The 21179-nt window shown below is 59.4% G+C and carries 21 protein-coding genes and 1 tRNA gene; 11 read left to right on the top strand and 11 right to left on the bottom strand.

All coding sequences use genetic code 11. The features are described from left to right. Window positions 1-3: 3 nt before the first annotated feature. Window positions 4-80 (top strand) — tRNA-His (locus K3754_RS12875). A gap of 120 nt (window positions 81-200) precedes the next feature. On the opposite strand, the gene K3754_RS12870 is transcribed toward K3754_RS12875, so the two are convergent. Beyond that, on the bottom strand, window positions 201-830 hold the full coding sequence (locus K3754_RS12870; RefSeq protein ID WP_259937837.1) for a hypothetical protein: 630 nt from the start codon (window positions 828-830) through the stop codon (window positions 201-203). A 137-nt stretch (window positions 831-967) separates the two neighbouring features. After that, window positions 968-1255 (bottom strand): DUF6476 family protein, encoded by a 288-nt coding sequence (locus K3754_RS12865; RefSeq protein ID WP_203210695.1) that lies wholly within the window; start codon window positions 1253-1255, stop codon window positions 968-970. On the opposite strand from K3754_RS12865, the gene K3754_RS12860 reads away from it, so the two are divergent. The 3 genes from K3754_RS12860 (at window position 1254) to K3754_RS12850 (ending at window position 3849) form a co-directional block, all read left to right on the top strand. Beyond that, window positions 1254-2285 carry an RluA family pseudouridine synthase gene (locus K3754_RS12860; protein WP_203210696.1) on the top strand — a complete coding sequence of 344 codons (1032 nt, stop codon included), beginning with the start codon at window positions 1254-1256 and terminating at the stop codon, window positions 2283-2285. The genes K3754_RS12865 and K3754_RS12860 overlap by 2 nt on opposite strands. A gap of 182 nt (window positions 2286-2467) precedes the next feature. Beyond that, window positions 2468-3364, top strand: a complete 897-nt coding sequence (rpoH, locus tag K3754_RS12855; protein WP_203210697.1) for an RNA polymerase sigma factor RpoH — start codon at window positions 2468-2470, stop codon at window positions 3362-3364. A 215-nt stretch (window positions 3365-3579) separates the two neighbouring features. After that, entirely contained in the window at window positions 3580-3849 is a 270-nt protein-coding gene (locus K3754_RS12850) for a DksA/TraR family C4-type zinc finger protein (protein ID WP_203210698.1), read from the top strand. 4 nt (window positions 3850-3853) lie between these two features. On the opposite strand, the gene K3754_RS12845 is transcribed toward K3754_RS12850, so the two are convergent. The 6 genes from K3754_RS12845 to K3754_RS12820 form a co-directional block, all read right to left on the bottom strand. Beyond that, window positions 3854-4207 (bottom strand): YbaN family protein, encoded by a 354-nt coding sequence (locus tag K3754_RS12845; RefSeq protein WP_259937832.1) that lies wholly within the window; start codon window positions 4205-4207, stop codon window positions 3854-3856. Window positions 4208-4291: 84 nt separating this feature from the next. Then, window positions 4292-6112 carry a M3 family oligoendopeptidase gene (locus K3754_RS12840; RefSeq protein ID WP_259937830.1) on the bottom strand — a complete coding sequence of 607 codons (1821 nt, stop codon included), beginning with the start codon at window positions 6110-6112 and terminating at the stop codon, window positions 4292-4294. 59 nt (window positions 6113-6171) lie between these two features. After that, a complete protein-coding gene (locus tag K3754_RS12835; RefSeq protein ID WP_259937828.1) occupies window positions 6172-7770 on the bottom strand; it encodes an ATP-dependent DNA ligase in 1599 nt (532 codons plus the stop codon). Next, window positions 7767-8780 (bottom strand): ligase-associated DNA damage response exonuclease, encoded by a 1014-nt coding sequence (locus tag K3754_RS12830; RefSeq protein WP_259937827.1) that lies wholly within the window; start codon window positions 8778-8780, stop codon window positions 7767-7769. Before K3754_RS12830 ends, K3754_RS12835 begins: the two co-directional genes overlap by 4 nt. 58 nt (window positions 8781-8838) lie before the next feature. After that, on the bottom strand, window positions 8839-9786 hold the full coding sequence (locus K3754_RS12825; RefSeq protein ID WP_203210703.1) for an alpha/beta fold hydrolase: 948 nt from the start codon (window positions 9784-9786) through the stop codon (window positions 8839-8841). Continuing rightward, window positions 9786-10076, bottom strand: a complete 291-nt coding sequence (locus tag K3754_RS12820) for an SCP2 sterol-binding domain-containing protein (RefSeq protein WP_203210704.1) — start codon at window positions 10074-10076, stop codon at window positions 9786-9788. Before K3754_RS12820 ends, K3754_RS12825 begins: the two co-directional genes overlap by 1 nt. A 75-nt stretch (window positions 10077-10151) precedes the next feature. Here K3754_RS12820 and K3754_RS12815 point away from each other — a divergent pair, with 75 nt between their 5' ends. From K3754_RS12815 to K3754_RS12795, 5 genes are all read left to right on the top strand, one after another. After that, window positions 10152-10709 (top strand): tetratricopeptide repeat protein, encoded by a 558-nt coding sequence (locus K3754_RS12815; RefSeq protein ID WP_259937825.1) that lies wholly within the window; start codon window positions 10152-10154, stop codon window positions 10707-10709. Window positions 10710-10796: 87 nt separating this feature from the next. Then, window positions 10797-13655: a helicase-related protein gene (locus K3754_RS12810; protein WP_409202388.1), complete on the top strand. Its 2859-nt coding sequence runs from the start codon at window positions 10797-10799 to the stop codon at window positions 13653-13655. After that, entirely contained in the window at window positions 13656-14042 is a 387-nt protein-coding gene (locus K3754_RS12805) for an RNA-binding S4 domain-containing protein (protein WP_203198694.1), read from the top strand. A 52-nt stretch (window positions 14043-14094) separates the two neighbouring features. Beyond that, entirely contained in the window at window positions 14095-14433 is a 339-nt protein-coding gene (gene fdxA, locus K3754_RS12800) for a ferredoxin FdxA (protein ID WP_203210707.1), read from the top strand. A 309-nt stretch (window positions 14434-14742) separates the two neighbouring features. Continuing rightward, on the top strand, window positions 14743-15255 hold the full coding sequence (locus K3754_RS12795) for a CarD family transcriptional regulator (protein WP_025046802.1): 513 nt from the start codon (window positions 14743-14745) through the stop codon (window positions 15253-15255). Between the two features lie 51 nt (window positions 15256-15306). Here K3754_RS12795 and cobS read toward each other — a convergent pair whose 3' ends face one another. Then, window positions 15307-16098 carry an adenosylcobinamide-GDP ribazoletransferase gene (gene cobS / locus K3754_RS12790; protein ID WP_259937820.1) on the bottom strand — a complete coding sequence of 264 codons (792 nt, stop codon included), beginning with the start codon at window positions 16096-16098 and terminating at the stop codon, window positions 15307-15309. An 82-nt stretch (window positions 16099-16180) separates the two neighbouring features. Here cobS and cobT point away from each other — a divergent pair, with 82 nt between their 5' ends. Then, window positions 16181-17194, top strand: a complete 1014-nt coding sequence (gene cobT, locus K3754_RS12785; protein ID WP_259937819.1) for a nicotinate-nucleotide--dimethylbenzimidazole phosphoribosyltransferase — start codon at window positions 16181-16183, stop codon at window positions 17192-17194. A 321-nt stretch (window positions 17195-17515) separates the two neighbouring features. Here the strand turns inward: cobT and K3754_RS12780 are convergent, their stop codons facing one another. Continuing rightward, window positions 17516-19426, bottom strand: coding sequence for a cation:proton antiporter (locus tag K3754_RS12780; RefSeq protein ID WP_203210710.1), 1911 nt, complete (start codon window positions 19424-19426; stop codon window positions 17516-17518). A 19-nt stretch (window positions 19427-19445) separates the two neighbouring features. Further along, window positions 19446-19904, bottom strand: coding sequence for an Lrp/AsnC family transcriptional regulator (locus K3754_RS12775; protein ID WP_203210711.1), 459 nt, complete (start codon window positions 19902-19904; stop codon window positions 19446-19448). A 141-nt stretch (window positions 19905-20045) separates the two neighbouring features. On the opposite strand from K3754_RS12775, the gene hppD reads away from it, so the two are divergent. Further along, window positions 20046-21140 carry a 4-hydroxyphenylpyruvate dioxygenase gene (hppD, locus tag K3754_RS12770; protein WP_203210712.1) on the top strand — a complete coding sequence of 365 codons (1095 nt, stop codon included), beginning with the start codon at window positions 20046-20048 and terminating at the stop codon, window positions 21138-21140. Window positions 21141-21179 lie beyond the last annotated feature (39 nt).

Below are 21179 nucleotides of genomic sequence, written 5' to 3'. Positions count from 1 at the left end.
AGTGCCGCCTTAGCTCAGTAGGTTAGAGCGCCTGATTGTGGATCAGGAGGTCCCCCGTTCGAGCCGGGGAGGTGGTACCACCCTTCACCCCCATCTGTAATTTTTGCGCCTTTCTGGCTCTAAATATTCCGGGGGTTTGGGGGCTGGCCCCCATATGCGCCCGCCGCAGGCGATACCTTTTGGCTCAAGCAAAGCCGTCTTCAAGCCTCAAACCCAAGCCGGGGCGCTGCTGCAATCCCCGTTCCGGCGCCTTGCACGGCCCCCAAAACACAGTCCGTCAGCGCATTGACAGGCAAAAGCCGTTCCATCGCCGCCTGATACTGCCAGCATTTGTGGATATAGACCTGCCGCGCGGATGTGCCGCCGTTCAAACGGATAGGTTTCAGCGTCCGGCTGTAGCCGTCTGCATTGGCGGGTGCACCTGGCCCATAGCAGGCCAACATTGGCGCCTTCAGCCGGACAGCGTTGATATAGGAAAGTTGCGCGGGATCCCCGCCGTACCATTCATGCAAAAGGGCCAGAACGCCATGCAGCGCCGAAGCCCCGGAAGAACGTCCCTGAACAAGAGCGCTGCCGTCCACCCCGAAATGGTCGCTGATCCGCCGGTACTCGAAGGGTGTAAACCACCAAGCGCCGAAGTCGCCGGGCGTATCCTCCTTGTTCAGCACTGGTTTATAGAGGCGTAGCAGGACAGCATTTGCCGGGAGCGTGACCACGATAGGCCGCTCAATGCCGCCGCCGCGATGGCCTGATGCATCAAAGCCAAGCGCGCCCAGTTTTGCCTCCTGACCGGCTTGGCCATCTGGATAATCGGCATCGTTGATCGGCATTGTAACGTCCTTCGCACAGGTCAAAGGATAATAGACTGATTTCCCTGTAAGGTGAAATGGCCTGGACTATTCGCCTGCGGCGGGCGTGCATGGGGGCCAGCCCCCATACCCCCGGAGTATTTAGGGCCAAAAAGGGTTCAGGGGGTGATCGTCACCGTTTGGCGGAGTGTTCCGGTCAGGCGATCATAGATCAGGATCTCGTCACGGTTGGTGACAATGGCGTACCAATCGGGCCCTTGGGTGAAGGCAACAGCGCTGGCGCCTTCTGGCAGCGCGATTTCCTGGGGCAAAATCGGGCTATTGCGGTTCAGCCGCGTGACAAGCAGGCCAATCACCACTAGAACCCCGCAAATCATTACGGTGGTCAGCACAGTTACCAGCCGCCGCAGAAACCGCAGATTTGCAGGCTCAATCGGATCATCCATGTCACACCGCCTTGTTACCTTTGTTTTTGGCGAAGCGCCGCCATCCCGTCTTGATAAGGCGCTGGCGCGGGATGTGCCAGAGGATGCAAACCTGTCACGGACCCGCATGGCGCGTCTGATTGAGGCCGGCTCTGTTCAGATCAATGAACAGGTTGTGCAAGACCCCCGCGCCAAGGTGGCCGAGGGGGACCGGGTTGCCATCGCGGTGGAGGAGGCCGAGGACAGCCATATCCTGCCGGAGGCGATCCCGCTGGACGTGATCTTTGAGGATGACGATCTGATCGTGATCAACAAACCCTCCGGCATGGTGGTGCATCCTGCGCCCGGTACGCCGTCGGGCACTTTGGTCAATGCCTTGCTGGCCCATTGTGGTGACAATCTGTCCGGCGTTGGCGGTTTGAAGCGCCCCGGCATTGTGCACCGGATCGACAAGGAGACCAGCGGTCTGCTGGTCGTGGCCAAATCGGATGCCGCGCATCAGGGTTTGGCCAAGCAATTTGAGGCCCATTCGGTGGAGCGCTATTACCGCGCAGTTGTCTACGGTGTACCCGATGCCAATGATCCGCGGTTGCGCGGTATCAAGGGGGCGTCCTTCGAGCCGGGCAATATTCTCAAGCTGACCACGCAATTGGCCCGGCATAAGACTGATCGCCAGAAACAGGCGGTGCTGTTCAACGGGGGGCGTCACGCGGTGACCCGGGCGCGGACGGTGGAACGCTTTGGAATGCCCGAAGTGATTGCCCTGATGGAATGCTGGCTTGAGACCGGGCGCACCCATCAGATCCGTGTGCATATGGCGCATGCGGGACACGGATTGGTCGGCGATCCCACTTATGGCGGCAAGCGCAAGTTGCCCAAGGCGGCCATGCCCGAAGCCGCGGCCGACCATGTGCGCAACTTTCCGCGTCAGGCGCTGCATGCGGCGGTATTGGGATTTGAGCATCCTGTAACCAAAGAAAACCTCCGGTTCGAAGCGCCATTGCCACTGGATATGCAGGATTTGCTTTGTGCCTTGCGCAGTACGTCCTGAGCCAGATGTTGCGAAGTGCACGAGCCCGTGAGGACACGGTAACGTAACTTATCTTTCACATGTCTTATGCCAATATTAACGCAACAAGCGTAAAGACAGGGTCTTGAAACCGCCGATACCGCTACCATATCTATGTTAAGCTCATAAACATGAGCCCCGAAACAATGGGGAAAGGGACAAAGATGGCCAATTATGCAAACTTACCGGCACCAACACCGGAAGGCGGGCTGAACCGCTATATGCAGGAAATCCGCAAGTTCCCGCTGCTGGAGCCTGAAGAGGAATATATGCTCGCCAAGCGCTGGGTTGAGCAGGAAGATACCGAAGCCGCGCACAAGATGGTCACATCACACCTGCGTCTGGCAGCCAAGATCGCCATGGGCTATCGCGGCTATGGCCTGCCGCAGGCCGAAGTGATTTCGGAGGCGAATGTCGGCCTGATGCAGGCGGTCAAACGGTTTGACCCAGAAAAGGGGTTCCGTCTGGCGACCTATGCGATGTGGTGGATCCGGGCTTCTATTCAGGAATATATCCTGCGGTCCTGGTCCTTGGTCAAACTTGGGACGACCTCGGGGCAGAAAAAACTGTTTTTCAACCTGCGCAAGGCCAAGAACAAGATCGGCGCCTTGGAAGAGGGCGATCTGCGTCCCGAAAACGTCAAACGGATTGCAACCGATCTGGGCGTGACCGAAGCCGAAGTGATCTCCATGAACCGGCGGATGTCGGGCGGCGATGCGTCACTGAATGCGCAGGTCGGCTCTGACGGTGAAGGCACGATGCAATGGCAGGACTGGCTCGAAGACGAAGACGCCGATCAAGCGGGTGATTACGCCGAGAAGGATGAGCTGGAGACCCGCCGCGAGATGCTGGCTGAGGCTTTGGATGTGCTGAATGACCGGGAAAAGGACATTCTGACCCAACGCCGCCTGTCGGACGAGACCATCACGCTCGAAGATCTGAGCAGCCAATACGATGTGTCCCGCGAACGCATTCGGCAAATTGAAGTCCGCGCTTTTGAAAAGTTGCAAAAGCGGATGCGCGAACTGGCCAAGGAAAAAGGGATGCTTGCCAACGCCTGATCCCGGCTTGAGCTGAAAGAGACGCCGCCGTCTGCCAATGGCAGGCGGCGGACTAGACATCAGACGCGCCGTCAATTTCAACGAAGGCGCCAAACGTCCCCCAACCGCTTTTTGGAAACCGTCCGGTTCCGCAATGAATTACCCGCAGGCTAATCAACCTTGGCGGCTGGGCAAGGGTGACGTACCGTAGGGCGAGCGATCAGCGGGAGCATGTCATGGCAGGCGGATGGGCAAAAGACGGCGCGGTGAGCGAACAGATTGAGGCGTCGATCAACGATGAACTGGCCCGTCTCAAGGCCCGCAAACAGCCGCAAGGAGAGAGCCTGACCCATTGCGCGGAATGCGAAGAGCCGATCCCGGAGGCGCGGCGAGTGGCCCTTCCGGGTGTGAAATTATGCATCGATTGCGTGCAGGAACGGGACGCCCAATTCAAGGCGCGGGGCGGGATCAACCGGCGTGGATCAAAGGACAGTCAGTTGAAGTGAGGGGTCAATTCGGCCGGCTGAGAACATAGACCGCCGCGCCCGACATGCAAATCGCCTGAATGACCAGAAGCACAATTGGCAAACCCAGCGCCAGACTAACGGCGAAGGTCAGTGCCATCATCGCCACGGCAATCGCCTTGAAACGCGGGGCAATTGCCCCCCGCGCGCGCCAGTCCTCCAAAATCGGGCCAAAGATGTGATGACCATCCAACATCGCCGCCAACCGCGGTGACCCTTTGGTGAAACAGAACGCCGCGAGGATGATGAAGGGCGTGGTTGGCAATCCGGGCAGCACAACGCCAATCGCACCCAATGCAAGGGCGATAAGTCCGCAGGCCGTCCAGATCAGTTTGGTCATTCTGTCTGTCTTTCCTCCGGCTGTCGCTCGCTTGGCAAAGGTGGCGCGGCGGTTATCAGTTGGTGCCGCGCCGTTGAAAAAGGATCACTCCTCCATCGCCTCCAGCTCATCAATAAAGCCCGATATCATCGACAAGCCTTTATCCCAGAACGCCGGGTCCGAGGCATCAAGACCAAAGGGCGCCAGCAGCTCTTTGTGGTGTTTGGAGCCGCCCGCTTTGAGCATATCAAAGTATTTCTCTTCAAAGCCCGCCTCACCCTCGGCGTAAACCGCATAAAGTGCGTTCACCAAACCGTCGCCAAAGGCATAGGCGTAGACATAAAACGGCGAATGCACAAAATGCGGAATGTAGGACCAGAAGGTCTCATAGCCATCCATGAATTCAAAGGCAGGCCCAAGCGATTCCGCCTGCACCGACATCCAAAGCGCGTTAATGTCATCGGGCGTTAGCTCTCCGCCCCGGCGGGCCTCGTGCAACTTGCATTCAAAGTCGTAGAACGCGATCTGCCGCACCACGGTGTTGATCATGTCTTCGACCTTGCCGGCCAGCAGAACCCGGCGCTCGTCCTTGGTCTTGGCCCCGTCCAGCATCTTGCGGAAGGTCAGCATCTCGCCAAACACACTGGCGGTTTCGGCCAGCGTCAGCGGGGTGGAAGACAACATTTCACCTTGTCCCGCCGCCAGAACCTGATGCACGCCGTGGCCCAATTCATGCGCCAGGGTCATCACATCACGCGGTTTGCCCAGATAATTCAGCATCACGTAAGGATGCACATCTGTCACCGTAGGATGCGCAAAGGCGCCGGGTGCCTTGCCCGGTTTCACCGCCGCGTCGATCCAGCCTTTGGTAAAGAACGGCTCGGCCAGCTCTCCCATACGTGGATCAAAGGCGGTGTAGGCATCCATGACGGTCTTTTGCGCCGTGTCCCAATCCACCACGCGCGGATCTTCCATCGGTAGGGGCGCGTTGCGGTCCCAGACCTGCATCACGTCCAGACCCAGCCATTTGCGTTTCAGCTCATAATAGCGGTGGCTCAGTTTGGGATAGGCCTGCACAACCGCATTGCGCAGCGCCTCGACCACCTCGGGCTCCACCTGATTGCTCAGATGCCGGCCGGTTTGCGGGGTTTCCATGCCGCGCCAGCGGTCGATGATTTCTTTTTCCTTGGTCTGGGTGTTGTGCACCCGCGCAAAGGTTTTGACATTCGCGCCCAGAACATCTGCCAGCTCATGCGAGGCGGCCTCACGCTTTTCGCGGTCCGGATCGGTGAGCAGGTTCAAAGTGCCTTCGATATTCAACGGCTCACCAAGCACATTAAATTCAAGCCCGGCGATGGTTTCGTCGAACATCCGTTCCCATGCATCCCCCACAACCCCCAGATCGTGCAGGAATTTTTCAAGCTCATCAGACAATTGATAGGGCTTCATCGCCCGGATGCGGTCAAACACCGGCTTGTAACGGGCCAGATCCGCGTTCTGCGCCAACAGCCCGTCCAGATGGTTGTCTTCCAGCCGGTTCAGTTCCAACGTGAAGAACACCAGCGGAGTGGTGAAATTGGTGATCTTCTCCTGGCAGTCGGACATGAACTTTGCCCGGCCCGCATCGGTGGTCAGCTGGTAATAGCGCAGCCCGGCAAAGGACATGATGCGCCCGGCGATCATATTGATCCGTTCATTGCGCAGCACACAATCCAGCAAACCTGCCGCGTCAAGATCGGCCAATTTGCCTTCGTAATCCGCGGCAAAGCTGGCGCAGGCCTGCTCCAACCAGTCGAGATCGCGTTTGAGTTCCGGTGCATCCTCGCCTGCGTAAAGATCGCTCAGATCCCATTCGGGCAGATCGCCAAAGGGGCTGTTGCCTCCGGCGGCATTGGCATCACGAACAGGAAAGGGCAGCTGAAACATATTGGACCTCATTTGGTGTTTGGGAATACCTATGCGCGAGGGGCAGGGGGAACAACCTTTTACCCGTATATGCGCAGCATTTCGTTTAGATCATCCAGCGTATTGGCCTCTTGCAGGGGCTTGTCCTGACGCCAACGTTTCATACGCGGGAACCGCAAGGCGACGCCGGATTTGTGGCGCGGACTGGCCTGGATCCCTTCAAAGGCAATTTCAAACACATGATGCGGCGTGACCTGCCGCACCGGACCGAACCGTTGCAGGGTGTTTTTTCGCACCCAAGCGGTGATTTGCCGGAACTCTGCGTCCGTCAGGCCGGAATAGGCCTTGGTGAAGGGCACCAGATCATTGCCGTTCCAGACCGCAAAGGTGAAATCAGTAAACAGGTTCGCCCGTCGCCCTGATCCGGCCTGCGCATAGATCATCACCGCATCGATGGTCAGCGGCTCCAGCTTCCATTTCCACCAATCGCCCTTTTTGCGACCTGCCAGATAGGGGCTGTCTGCGCGTTTGAGCATGAGACCCTCGGCATGGGCCTCCCGTGCGCCGCTGCGCAAGGCGGCCAGATCATCCCATGTGTCAAAGGCCAGTTGTGGCGACAGGCGCACCGGTGCATCGTCGGGCAGGGCGGATGTGGCCTGTTCCAGAAGGCCGCGCCGCCGGGAAAAGGGGCGATCGCGTACATCGGCGCCTTCCCATTCGAGCAGGTCATAGGCATGCAGCACCACGGGTGCCTCCGCCAGCAGCTTTTTCGGCACGGTTTTGCGCCCGATCCGTTTCTGTAACACGTTGAAAGAGGAAGGTTTTTCAGCGCCCTGTTGCCAGACCAGCAACTCCCCGTCCAGCACCGTTCCGGGCGGCAGGTGATCAATGGCGCGGGCGAGTTCGGGAAAGCGATCCGTCATCAGCTCCTCGCCCCGTGACCAGACAAAATAATTGCCATCGCGCAGGATCAATTGCCCGCGAATGCCGTCCCATTTCCATTCGGCCCGCCAATTCGCAGGATCATCCAAGGCTTCTAGCCCGTCTTCCAGCGCATAGGCCAGATAAAACGGATAGGGTCGGGAGGCATCCGCGCTGGCGTCTTCGGCTTCGATCAGACTGTGCCAGCTTACCTCGTCGGGGTGCCAGTTGCCCATCAACCTGTGCGCCAATTCCGCCTCGGGCTTGCCGGTGGCTCTGGCCAGCGCGCGGGTCATCAGTTTTTGACTTATCCCCACCCTGAAACCGCCTGTGAGTAACTTGTTGAACAGGAATCGCTCCGCCCCGCCAAGCCGTTGCCAGGCCTCCAGCACAAAGGTCTTGCGCTGGGAATCGTCCACATCCGCAAGCCCCCGCAAGGCATTGATCCAGAACGTCAAAGATCGGTTGTCCACAGAAGGGTTCGGCGGCAAGATAAGGGCAATTGTTTCTGCCAGATCGCCAACAACGCTATAGCTTTCTTCAAACAGCCACAGTGGCAGCTCTGCGACCTCGGCCGCCCATTCCCGCAGGCGGGTGGTGGTCACGGCCCGCTTGGGCCGACGGCCGGAAAACAGCGCAACGGTCCACAAACGGTCCTCTTCGGGAGCCTCGCCGAAATAATCGGCCAGTGCGGCCACTTTCACCGTGGTTTTGGTGCTTTGGTCAATGGCGGCAAAGAGTTTCGCAAATTCCTTCATGCGGCATCTCCGCTGTCCAAATTTTCCCCCTCGAACTGGGTGGGGACAACTTGAGCGTTCCAGCCCTTGTCATTCAAAAACCGCGTGAAGACATCAGTGTAACCATGTGTAACATAGATATTTTCCGCGCCTGTTTCGCGGATTGCACAAATCAGACCTTGCCAGTCTGCATGGTCGGAAATGACAAATCCGCGGTCTCCGGCACGGCGCCTGCGCACGCCGCGCAATGCCATCCAGCCTGAGGCAAACGCGCTTTCCGAGGGGCCGAACTTACGCGCCCATTGACTGCCCAACGCGGAGGGCGGCGACAGAACCAAAGCGCCGGGGTGGTCCTTGGGCGCAATGTCGGGTCCGGCCAGCACCGTTTCGGGCAGTCCATATCCTTGGCCGCGCAACACCGCATTGGTGTTTTCCACCGCCGTGTGGGTGAGGATCGGGCCAATCTCTGGGTTCAACATCGACAAGAGCCGCTGCGCCTTGCCCAAAGCATAGGCCCCAAGAAATGCGGTTTTACCCTGTGCGGCGCAGCCTGCCCACCATGTGTTGATCTCATCCGCCACCCGCGTTTGTGGTTGCCAGTTGAACACTGGCAGGCCAAAGGTGCTTTCGGTGATGAAATGGTGGCACTTGATCGGCTCGAAGGCTTCGGAAAACCCATCATCAATGATTTTGTAATCGCCAGAGGCGACAAAGACCTCGCCGGCAACCTCAACCCGGATCTGCGCCGAACCCGGCACATGTCCGGCGGGGTGAAATGACACATCAGCCCCGCCAATGCGCCTGACCTCACCATAGGCGATGCCTTCGGCGTTGATCTCGCCCAAGCGGTGCCGCATCACCGGCAGGGCGGCATGGGTGGCAAGGTAGCTGCCCATGCCCGATCTTGCATGATCGGCATGGCCATGGGTGATCAAGGCCCGCGCCACGGGCCGCCACGGGTCGATATAGAAATCGCCCGCGGGGCAATAAATGCCCTTGTCGGTAAAGATCAGCACGCCGGTTTGTGTCATGCATCCAATCTAGGCGGGCATGCCGAAAGGAACAGACCCGCAAGCGATTTTTGCACGTTTAGCTGGTGACGGTGTCCAGAAACAGCTTGGCCATATCGTCCATAATGGGGGTACGCATGGCACGGCTTTCCATCAAAACTTCATGTTCGCCGCCCTCGACGATCTCAAGGCGGCCACCCTTCCATGTTTCCATCCGTTGATGAATGCGGCCGGTTTCAACAATGCGTTCGTTGCTGCCAAGCCAGCTGACGGCGGGCAGATTGGGCGCGGATCGCCCCGCCAGATGCTGGGTTTCCGCCAGCGCCTCGCGCAACCAGATAAAGCTGGGCGCACCAAGGGCCAGCTCGGGATGCGCGGCCAGTTGATCGCGCATCATGTCGTACATTTCGCTGTCCGTGGTCAGCATGTTGTCCTCAAAGGGTTGCACCGTCACGTAAGGATCGATCTTGGTGCCGGGCGGCAGGCTTAACCCCTTGCCGAGGGCGGGCATCACCCGGGCCATCATGCCAGCCACCGCCCGAAGATGTGGCGCAATAAATACGCCCCACATCGGGCCGGTGAACGCCGCCGCCTTGACCGGCAGCCCTTCCATCACGGCCCGCAGGCCAATGCAGCCACCCATCGAATGCGCCAGCAGGAAATAGGGCCGGGGCAAAGCCAGCTCACGGGCCGCCCTCAACATGGCCGAGACGTCTTTTTGATAATCGGAAAAGGCATCCACATGGCCGATGCGCGGATCATCACACAAACGTTCCGCCAAACCCTGACCGCGCCAGTCAATGGCGATGGTGGCCAGCCCGCGATCCGCCAGATCCTGTGCAATCACCCCATATTTTTCGATATATTCAGTACGTCCGGGAAACAGCAGCACCGTGCCCTTGGCCCCGGACAAAGGCCAGTGGCCCACACGAATACGTTTTCCATCAGACGTTTGCGCCCAATGGGCCTGCCCCCCCTCTGGACCGGGGTACACATCGGTAAAAAAGGGGGCAGGGGCAAGTTCCATCAAGACAGAACAGAGGCCAGCTTCATCGCCATGCCCATGTCGCCGTCAACCTTCAGCTTGCCGGTCATGAAAGCAGACGTAGGGTTGGTGTCGCCCTCAAGAATGCCGCGAAAGGTCTCTGCGTCCGCGCTCAATGTCACATCCGCGTCTTCATCGGCAGCCCGTGCGCCGGAGCCGTCGATCATCACTGCGCCTTCGCCTTCGATGTCGAACTTTGCCGTGCCGTCAAAATCGGCATCTGCCATCTTTGCATTCAGTGCGGTTACCGCTTCGTTCACAATATCGCTCATTTTGGGCCCTTTTTGCCTAATTGGTCACCGTCACGTCTGGAATTGCGGCGGCAGCCTGCTACATTCACTCTTGTTATGCGCAACAGACCCGTCAACCTCAAACATACCGTTGCGGCAATTGGGCCGTTGCTGTTGCTGTCCGGCATGGCTTTGGCCGATGTGCCGCCGCCAGAACTGTTCGACAAGCTGCGTGAGGCCGAACCTGCGGAGGCCAAGCGGATCGAAGGCGAAGTGGCGCGGATCTGGTCGCGCTCCGGCTCTGCTTCGATGGATCTGCTGCTCAAACGGGGACGTGAGGCGATGGAGGCAGGCGACAACCGGCTGGCTATTGAACATCTCACCGCGCTGACCGACCACGCTCCTGACTTTGCCGAAGGGTTCCACGCTCGCGCCCGTGCCTATTTCCGCAGCGATCTTTATGGGCCGGCGCTGGCCGATCTGGAACGCGCATTGGCGCTGGATCCGCAGCATTACGAGGCAATTTTTGGCTTCGCCGTGATGGTGCAGGAATTTGGAGATTTGCGCCGCGCGGCGGAATTGTACCGCCGTGTCTTGGCAATTCACCCCAATCATGAAAATGCACAAACCGCGCTGTCCCGTCTGAAACGGGACGGTATCGGGCGCGAACTCTGAACGGGGAACAACGTGGCAAGGAATGGACGTGTCGTGGCCGTATTGGGCCCGACCAACACTGGCAAGACAACCTATGCCATTGAGCGGATGCTGGGCCACCGGACCGGGATCATCGGCCTGCCCCTGCGGCTCTTGGCGCGTGAGGTCTATGACCGGATCGTTGCCCTGCGCGGCCCCTCTGTCGTGGCGCTGGTCACGGGCGAGGAACGCATCGTGCCGCCGCGCACCCAATACTGGGTCTGCACGGTCGAGGCGATGCCCGAAGGGATGGGCGCGGATTTTGTTGCCATCGACGAGATCCAGCTTTGCGCCGATCCCGAGCGCGGGCATGTGTTCACCGACCGGTTGCTGCGGTCGCGCGGCCTGCATGAGACGCTGTTTCTGGGGGCTGATACGATGCGCGGCACCATCGCGTCATTGGTGCCCGAATCCGAATTTATCCGCCGCGAGCGGATGTCAGAGCTGGTCTATGCCGGTCAGAAGAAGATCAGCCGCATGCGCCCCCGCTCTGCCATTGTCGGATTTTCCGTAGAAAACGTCTACGCCATCGCGGAACTGATCCGCCGGCAAAAGGGCGGCGCGGCGGTGGTCATGGGCGCCCTCAGCCCGCGCACCCGCAACGCGCAGGTAGACATGTACCAGAACGGCGAGGTTGATTACCTCGTTGCGACAGATGCCATAGGCATGGGGCTCAACCTCGATGTGGATCACGTGGCCTTCTCCGCGCTGGCCAAGTTTGACGGACGCCGCATGCGCCCCTTGGCCCCCAATGAGCTGGCGCAGATCGCTGGCCGGGCCGGGCGCGGCTTCAAAAGCGGAACATTTGGCGTCACCGGCGATGCGCGGCCCCTGGATGACAGTGTGGCGCGGGCGATCATGGATCATTCGTTCACGCCGCAAAACAAGATCAACTGGCGCAATCCGGCGCTGCAATTTGGCTCCATCGACCGATTGATCCAGACACTTGAGGCACCGCCGGACCACGAACGATTGGTCAAGGCGCGTGAAGCGGACGACCTTCGGGCGCTCAAGGTGCTGGGGCAGGTGGATGAGGTTTTTGCCCGCTGCACGGATGGTCCATCGGTGAAATTGCTCTGGGATGTGTGCCGCATTCCCGATTTTCGCGGCATCAGCCATGCCGAACACGCAAATTTGCTGGAGATCATTTTCAACGATCTGCATCAGCGTGGTACAATCCCCGATGACTGGCTTGCCCGGCAAATCAAGCGCATTGATCGAACCGACGGGGACATTGATGCGTTGTCCAAGCGATTGGCATTTATCCGCACATGGACTTATGTCGCTCAACGTAAGGGCTGGACCAAAGACGAAAGCCATTGGCGCGGGGCCACTCGTGTCGTAGAAGACCGCTTGTCAGATGCGCTGCACGAACGTCTGACCCAAAGATTTGTAGACCGGCGCACATCCGTGCTTTTGCGCCGGCTAGGACAGAAGGAAGCCATGGTGGCCGATGTAAACGAGACCGGTGAAGTCACCGTTGAAGGTGAATACGTAGGCAAGCTGGACGGATTCCGTTTCCGCGCAGACAAGGGCGCAGGCGGGGCCGAAGAGAAAACCATCAAGGCGGCTGCATTGCAGGCGCTGGCACCCCAGTTCCATCTGCGGGCGGATCGGTTTTATAACGCGCCGGACACCGAGATTGATTTCACCGAACAGGGCGGCCTGATGTGGGGCAACTCTGCGGTTGGTAAATTGGTGGCAGGCTCTGACGCGCTTAAGCCGCAGGTCGAGGTTTTTGTGGATGATGTGGCCGGTCCGGAAGTCGCCCAAAAGGTGCAGCGCCGCTTGCAGCATTTCATTGATCGCAAAGTCGCGGCCCTGTTTGAACCGCTGCTGAACCTGTCCAAAGACGAAGCGTTGACGGGGCTTGCTCGCGGCTTTGCTTTCCAGATGGTCGAGAACTTTGGCCTGCTGCCGCGTGCGCAGGTGGCCGATGACGTCAAAGCGCTGGATCAGGACGCCCGCGGCGCGTTGCGCAAGCACGGCATCCGGTTTGGGCAATTCACGATCTTTATGCCGCTTTTGCTCAAGCCCGCACCTACGCGCCTGCGTCTGGTGCTGTGGTCGCTGTCCAAAGGTCTGGCCGAATTCCCGGAAAGCCCGCCTCCCGGTCTGGTCACGATCCCTGTTGAAAAAGACGCGCCCGAAGGGGCGGACACGATGTCCGGCTACCGCAACGCAGGCAGCCGCGCGATCCGCATCGACATGCTGGAACGCCTGGCTGACATGCTGCGGGCAGAGGATTCGCGCGGCGGGTTCGAGGCCAAGGCAGATATGCTGTCGATCACGGGTATGACGCTGGAACAATTCTCGGAGCTGATGCAGGGTCTCGGCTACAAGGCCGAAAAAGGCGAACGGGTGAAGGTCAAGGCGGTGGATGCCGTTGTGCCCAAAGACGGGGCAGGTACGGCAGACGCGGGCGACACGCCGGTTATGGATGTGGCCGCAGATGTCCCCGAAGGTGGCGTAACCGAGGTTGCAGAGACGCCAACACCGGCAGACACACCGGCTGAGGTTGCCGATATTCCGGATGCAGGCATTGCACCTGTTGCGGCCGAAGCGGCGGAAACGCCTGCGGTTGCCGATGGGATCCCCGCCCAATCCGAAGGGGAGGTGCCGCAAGGCACTGCCGCCGATGCGGCCATAGCAGAAACCGAGATGGAGACCTTCTATACCTTCACTTGGGGCCGCGCCCCACGCGGGCAGCAAAATGCCCGCCGCGGTGGTGGTGAGCGCCCGCAGGGCAAAGGCGGCAAAGGCCGCCCGCAAGGCCAAGGCAAAGGTCGCGGCAAAGGTGGCCCGCGCGGCGACAAGGGTGGCGACAAAGCCAAGAGTTTCTCGGCGCGTCCGCCGCGCAAGGAAAAGCCCATCGATCCGGACAACCCTTTTGCCGCGGCCCTCATGGGGCTCAAGGACAAGACCTAAGTGGCAGAACCGGGCGCAAAACTGCGCGTGGACAAATGGCTGTGGCATGCGCGATTTTTCAAAACCAGATCGCTTGCCGCAGCCCGCGTACAGGCGGGTACTGTGCGCATCAATGGGGACATTACCCAGAAACGCGCCAGCACCATCAGCCCCGGTGATGTGCTGACCTTTGCGCAGGGCGATCATATCCGCGTGATCCAGATCGATGCGCTTGGCACCCGCCGGGGACCGGCGCCCGAAGCACAGGCGCTTTACACCGATTTGTCCCCGCCAGAGCCGCGTTCAAAGGACAAACCCCCCGAGAATCCCGCCTTTGAGGGAAAAGGCCGCCCGACCAAACGTGACCGGCGGCAGCTTGATCTTTCTAAATCGCGCCATCTTGAATGATCGGGCACTCTGGAATAGCTAGTCCACAAACAAATCGGATGAAGATCATCACATGACCTATATCGTCAACGACGCCTGCATCGCCTGCAAATACACCGATTGCGTGGAAGTTTGCCCAGTGGATTGTTTCTACGAAGGGGAAAACATGTTGGTGATTCACCCCGATGAATGCATCGATTGCGGTGTCTGTGAGCCCGAATGCCCGGCCGATGCGATCCGCCCCGACACGGAGCCGGATATGGAAAAATGGGTCGAGTTCAATCGCAAGTATTCCGAAATGTGGCCGGTGATCATCACCAAGAAAGACCCGCTGCCCGAAGCGGAAGAGCGTGACGGCGAATCCGGCAAATTGGAAAAGTACTTTTCCGAAGCGCCGGGCGAGGGTGGCTGATTCGGCCTTTGATTCGCGTGATACGTGAAGAAAATGCTGCAAATTACTGAGAAATATCCGTTTTCTTGTGGTTTCCGTAGGGGCAGCTTTCGGTGGGCCGGTTTTTGTGGTATAGTTATCCAAAGCTGAAACTGACGGTCGAACTCTACGGACATACGTGTGACACAACCAAGCTGCCAAGGTTGACACCCACATCCTAAGAATAACGCAACCGGACGCGGGCCAAGGGGCCGCCGCCCGCCTGTGTTTTTGACGTCTTTTAGCCCATGAATTCAACTGCGGGTCCGCCCGCGCCACAGGAGCCACTACATGACCAAATCGAAAAAGCTTGATTTCCGCCCCAATGAGTTTGTCGTCTATCCCGCGCATGGCGTTGGGCAGGTTGTCTCCATTGAAGAGCAGGAAGTCGCCGGCATCACGCTGGAGCTGTTTGTGATTGCGTTTGAGAAAGACAAGATGACTTTGCGGGTGCCAACGCACAAGGCAACCGAGATCGGCATGCGCGCGCTCAGCTCGCCGGATGTGATCACCCACGCGATGAAGACCCTCAAGGGCAAGGCCAAGGTCAAACGCGCCATGTGGTCGCGCCGCGCACAGGAATATGAGCAAAAGATCAACTCCGGTGATCTGATTGCCATCGCCGAAGTGGTGCGTGACCTGCACCGCACCGATGACCAGCGTGAGCAAAGCTATTCCGAGCGTCAGTTGTACGAAGCCGCGCTCGAGCGGCTGACCCGCGAAGTCGCTGCTGTTGGCGGTGGTGACGAACTGGCTGCTGCGAAACAGGTTGGTGACGTTCTGGAAAGCCGCGTCGCAGCCTAAGCTATTGAAAAATCAGACCGAACGCCGCGCCTTTGGTGCGGCGTTTTGCGTTTAGGGGCTGTGTGCGGCGATCAGGCACAGCCAGACGCCAACCTCTGTCATCTGCTGCGTGGCGCCCAACACATCGCCGGTCTGTCCGCCGATCTTGGATTTTGCCAGCCTGCCAAGGCCCAGCAGGATCGCCGCTGTTGTCATCAAAACCCAAAGAAACGAAACCCCCGGTAGACACAGTGCCGCCACAAGGCCTAGCGCCCCTGCGGTCAGTGTGGCTGCCCTGCTTGGCCGCCCAGTCTGCCGCGAAAGTCCGCCTTTGCGGGCCTGCGGCAGTTGGTACATCACCGCCACCATCGCCCCGCGCGAAAGAACCGCAGCGCCAATCAACGCGGGCCATAAAACGCCCTGTTCAATCACCAGACTGATCGCCGCCCACCGCAGCAGCAGGGACAGCACCAGTGCAATCACGCCGTAGCTGCCGATCTGGCTGTCTTTCATGATCTCCAGACGCCGCTCGCGGGTCCAGCCGCCCCAGAACCCGTCGGCGCAATCGGCCAAACCATCCTCATGCATCGCCCCCGTTGTGACGATCAGAGCCAGCAAGACCAGCACGGCCTGCGCCATCGGCGGCAGGCCAAACCATTGGCCAATTCCGCCGATGAGGGCCGCAATCACCGCAATCACCACGCCGACCAATGGATAGGCCCAGGCCGCATGCGCCGCGGGACGCGTTGAGCTGGCGTCATAAGCCGGATAGGGCAGCGGCAGACGGGTCAACAAACCCAGCGCCACGGTCAGATCTGAACGCCGAAACGTTGCTCCAAACCCTTTGATGTCGCTATCATCCATTAATTTGCCCCTCCCGCACTTTCGGCCCGGCCCTGCCGCAGATAGACATGGGCGCAGTTCAATTTGCAAGCCGAGCGTGCCCATGTCCCAGTCTTTCGCAACCCTGCCTGAATTCCGCGCCCTTCTGGCCGCGCAACATGTTGTTGACGAGGCCGCCGCAGCGGCGGCGCAGGATCACAACATGCAGCTGACCAAGCCCCCCGGTGCCTTAGGGCGGCTCGAGGATTTGGCAATCTGGTATCGCGGTTGGCGCGGCGGCGATCGGGCCGAGATTTCCGCGCCGCAGGTGATCGTCTTTGCGGGCAACCATGGCGTCGCCGCGCGGGGTGTCTCGGCCTTTCCGGCGGAAGTCACCGAACAGATGGTGCTGAATTTTCAGCATGGCGGCGCCGCGATCAACCAGATTGCCCGCGCAAACGGGGCCAAGCTGGATGTGGTGGCCTTGGATCTGGACAATCCGACACAGGATTTCACCCAAGGCCCCGCGATGTCGGAGGAGGATCTGGTGGCGGCGCTCAAGGCGGGCTGGGATCAGGTCGATGAAACCGCCGATCTGCTGGTGGTGGGCGAGATGGGCATCGCCAACACCACATCGGCGGCGGCGCTGTCATGTGCCTTGCTTGGCGGAGAGGCCGGTGACTGGACCGGTCGCGGCACCGGTGTGGATGACGCGGGGTTGGCCCTGAAAACCACCGTGGTTGCCGAAGGTGTAGCGCTGCATGGCGGGCAGGGCGACGGGCTTGAGACCTTGCGCCGCTTGGGCGGGCGTGAATTGGCCGGAATGGCGGGCGCGATGGCGCGGGCCCGTGCCCTGCGCATTCCGGTGATCCTCGACGGCTTCATCTGCTGCGCAGCGGCGCTGTGCCTTGAGCAGACGCAAACAGGTGCGCTGGATCACGCCGTGGCTGGCCACCAAAGCGCCGAGGGCGGCCATGCGCGGTTGTTAGAAGCCTTGGGCAAAGAACCCTTGCTGCAACTGGGCCTGCGCCTTGGCGAGGCTTCCGGCGGCGCATTGGCGATTGCGGTGATGAAGGGGGCAATGGCCTGTCATGCAGGCATGGCGACATTTGCCCAAGCGGGCGTCAGCGACGGCTAGGGCTGGGTCTTCTGGCAGTGGCACATTTTTTGCGGTGCGTTGGACGGTTCATGCTGATCCTAGGGCTGGGGCAATGTCGGCTCTGTGGACTTTGTTGCCCATAAAGTGCCACCGCGCCCGAACCGAGGGGCAGGAAGCAAAGCGCCCGCCCCGTGGGGGCGGTTCGGGCGCTGCCAAATCGGAGATTTGGCAAATCGTGCTCCGTTTCTAAGGGCATTTTGGGGCTCCAAGCCGACATCTGGCAATTCCAGTCAGCCGTTCGATCAACCAGTTCCCGCTCATGGCGCAGCCTACCAACACCACACCTCATCCCAAACCCACCTAGGCCCGTTTCTGATCCTCCTCATCAACCCGGTTCAGAAACGCGGTTTCCAGATCTTTCTGTAGCTCCTTGGCCCGCTCGACATAGGCCTTGTTCTGCGATGGCTCGACATCGGCCCGCCACAGCGCCGCCAATTCACGCACCGACAGGCGGTCATGGGCATAGAACATGCGCTGCGCCTCTGCCGCCTCGTATTCCGATAGCCCCATGTTTTCGAGCACATAACGCCCCGCACGCAGCGAGCTGTCGAACATCTCGCGCACGATGTCATTGGCACCGGCCTGATACTGGCGGTAGACATCCGTGCGGTCATGGGCGCGGCTGACGATGTGCAGATCCGGCCGTTGCTTGCGCGCATAGGTGATCAGTTGCAGCGCGGCCTCGGGGCTGTCGAGCGCGACGACAAGAACCCGTGCGTCTTTCAACCCGGCTTTGCGCAGGATGTCGGGGCGGGTGGGATCGCCCAGAAACGCCTTGAACCCGAACCGCCGCATCACGGCGATGGTTTCGGGGTTGTGGTCAAGAACAACGGTTTGAAAGCCACTGGCTTGCAACAGCCGGTTCACGATCTGGCCAAAGCGGCCAATGCCCGCGATGATCACCGGGCCTTCTTCGTCAATCTCATCGGGAACGAAGGGGGCAGATTCATCAAAACGGCGGCTGATCATCTCGTGCAGGATAAACAGCAACGGTGTGATCAACATCGACAGGGCAATCACCAACAGCAGGGTTTCCGCGACGCCATTGGGCATCACGCCGGTGGCCACGGAGAAACTGATCAGGACAAAGCCGAATTCACCCGCCTGCGCCAGACCCAGCGCAAACAGCCATTGGTCGCGCCCGCGCAGTTTGAAGGCCCAGCCAAGCGCATAAAGGATCAACCCTTTGACGATGATCACCAGCAGGGCCATGCCCATGATGATCACGAAATCCGCAAACAGCAGCTCAAAATTGATGCCCGCCCCGACGGTGATAAAGAACAGGCCAAGCAGCAGCCCCTTGAAGGGTTCAAGGTCTGTTTCCAGCTCGTGACGGAACTCGGAACTGGCCAAGACCACACCAGCCAGAAATGCGCCAAGGGCAGGGGAGAGCCCCACCAGCATCATCACAAAGGAAATGCCAACCACAATCAACAGCGCCAGCGCAGTATACATCTCGCGCAGCTTGGCAGAATGAATATAGCGGAACACGGGACGGGTGAAAAATACGCCCACTACGATAATGGAAATCACCGCCCCGATGGTCAGCAGGGTCACGCCCCAGCCCGGCAGACTTTGTACGAAGCTGAACGCGGCGTCGGCGGCTTCTGATCCGCTGTGGCCGCCGTGTTCATGGGCTTTTTCAACCTCTTCCGGGTTCAGCGATATCGATCCGTCCGGCAACAGCCCGCCAATTGTGTCCACCGCCAGGAGCGGCAAAAAGGCGAGAATGGGGATGACCGCGATATCCTGCGTCAGCAGCACCGAAAAGACAGAACGCCCACCGCTGGTTTGCATAAGGTTCTTTTCCGACAAGGTCTGCAACACGATCGCCGTGGAGGACAGTGCCAGCGTCAGACCAATGGCCAGCGCCACATTCCACGCCTGATCATAGGCCATCGCAATACCCATCAGCGCGGCGGTGGACAGTGCCACCTGCAGCCCGCCGAGGCCCAACAATCTGTGCCGCATGTCCCAAAGGGCACGCGGTTCCAGCTCAAGCCCGATGAGGAACAGCATCATCACCACGCCAAACTCGGCGAAGTGTTGCAGATCCTTGGTCTCTGCGCCGACCAGCCCCAGCACCGGACCAATCAGGATGCCCGCCGCCAGATAGCCCAACACAGACCCAAGCCCCAAGCGCGAGGCGATGGGCACCGCAATGACCGCCGCCGCCAGATAGATACTTGCTTGAAACAGGAAACCTTCCATTGTGGTCCTTTCAGGAGGATCAGGTGGGCAAAGGCCCGTCGCGTTTAAGTTGGTCCATCACGATCTGACTGTGCACCCGTGAGACCGCCGGATGGGGCAACAGCACCTCATGGATAAGCCGGTTCAGGCTGGGCAGATCTTCACAATAGACCCGCAAGAGATAGTCCGCATCCCCTGTCATGGTCCAGGCACTCACTATCTCGGGGCGGGTGGCCAGCAATCGGCCAAATGTCGCCGAGTTTTGCGGGCCGTGGGTGTCCAGATGCACCTGAACAAAGCCTTGCACGTTCAGGCCCAGCTTTACCGGATCAAGCCGGGCGGTGTAGCCCTGGATAAATCCTTCCGCCTCCAGCCGTTGCCGCCTCCGTCCGGCCTGCGAGGCAGACAGGTGCAATTGTTCGCCCAGCTCCTGTGCGGTGAGATGGGCGTTCTTTTGCAACGCGGCCAGCAGCCTGGTGTCGGTTTCATCCAAATTCATGCAGATTCCCCGCGTAGTTGTCCGGTATCATGCGGCATATCCGTAAAAATTGCCAGAAAGAAGCCCATCAATGCGCAGAATTGGCAAGCTCTTGCGCATATCTTCGCTTTAATACCCCTCATGTTAAGAAAAGGTGACACAATGGGCCCTTTCCCTCACGACGCCCCCAAATCAGTGATCTCTGAAGAGAACCCTGCCGGTACCGACGGTTTTGAATTTGTTGAATTCGCCAGCCCCGATCCGCAAGAGCTGCGCGATTCCTTCCTTCGCATGGGTTACACCCATGTCGCCAATCACAAGACCCAGAAGATCGAGCTGTGGCAGCAGGGCGATGTGACCTATATTCTGAACGCTGATCCCGACAGCTTTGCCGCCAAATTTGTGGAAAAGCACGGGCCGTGCGCCCCATCCATGGGCTGGCGCGTTGTCGATGCGCAAAAGGCATTGGCCCATGCGGTGGCCAATGGTGCCGAAGAATATACCGGTCCCGGCAAGGCGCTGGATGTACCTGCGATTATGGGGATCGGCGGCTCGCTGCTGTATTTTGTGGATCAGTATTACGACACCTCGCCCTACAACTGGGAATACGATTGGATCGCCCAGTCCAAGCCGGAAGGTGTGGGGTTTTATTACCTCGATCACCTGACCCATAATGTTTTCAAAGGTAATATGGACGTCTGGTTCAAGTTCTACGGTGATCTGTTCAACTTCAAGGAAATCCGGTTCTTCGACATTCAGGGCAAGTTCACCGGCCTGACCAGCCGCGCGCTGACCTCGCCTTGCGGGCGTATCCGTATCCCGATCAACGAGGACCGTGACGAGAAAGGCCAGATCGTGGCCTATCTCAAAAAATACAACGGCGAAGGCATTCAGCACATCGCGGTGGGTTCGAACAACATTTACGATTCGACCGATGCGATTGCCGAGAACGGCCTGAAGTTCATGCCCGGACCGCCGGATGCCTATTACACGATGAGCAAGGACCGCGTTGCGGGCCATGAAGAACCGCTCGACCGGATGAAGAAACATGGCATCCTGATCGACGGCGAAGGTGTGGTGGACGGCGGCGAAACCCGCATCCTGCTGCAAATTTTCTCGAAAACCATGGTTGGTCCGATCTTCTTTGAGTTCATCGAACGCAAAGGCGACGACGGCTTTGGCGAGGGGAATTTCAAAGCCCTGTTTGAAAGCATCGAGCAAGAGCAGATCGACACGGGCGAGCTTGCAGAAACATGATAAAACCGAGGGGCCTCTCTGCCTCGGACAACAGGGGAT

The organism is Sulfitobacter sp. M368 (genome assembly GCF_025141875.1).
GTDB classification, from domain to species: Bacteria; Pseudomonadota; Alphaproteobacteria; order Rhodobacterales; family Rhodobacteraceae; genus Sulfitobacter; species Sulfitobacter mediterraneus_A.
Note: the sequence above shows the minus strand (reverse complement) of the source record. Positions and strands in the feature narration are given on the sequence as shown.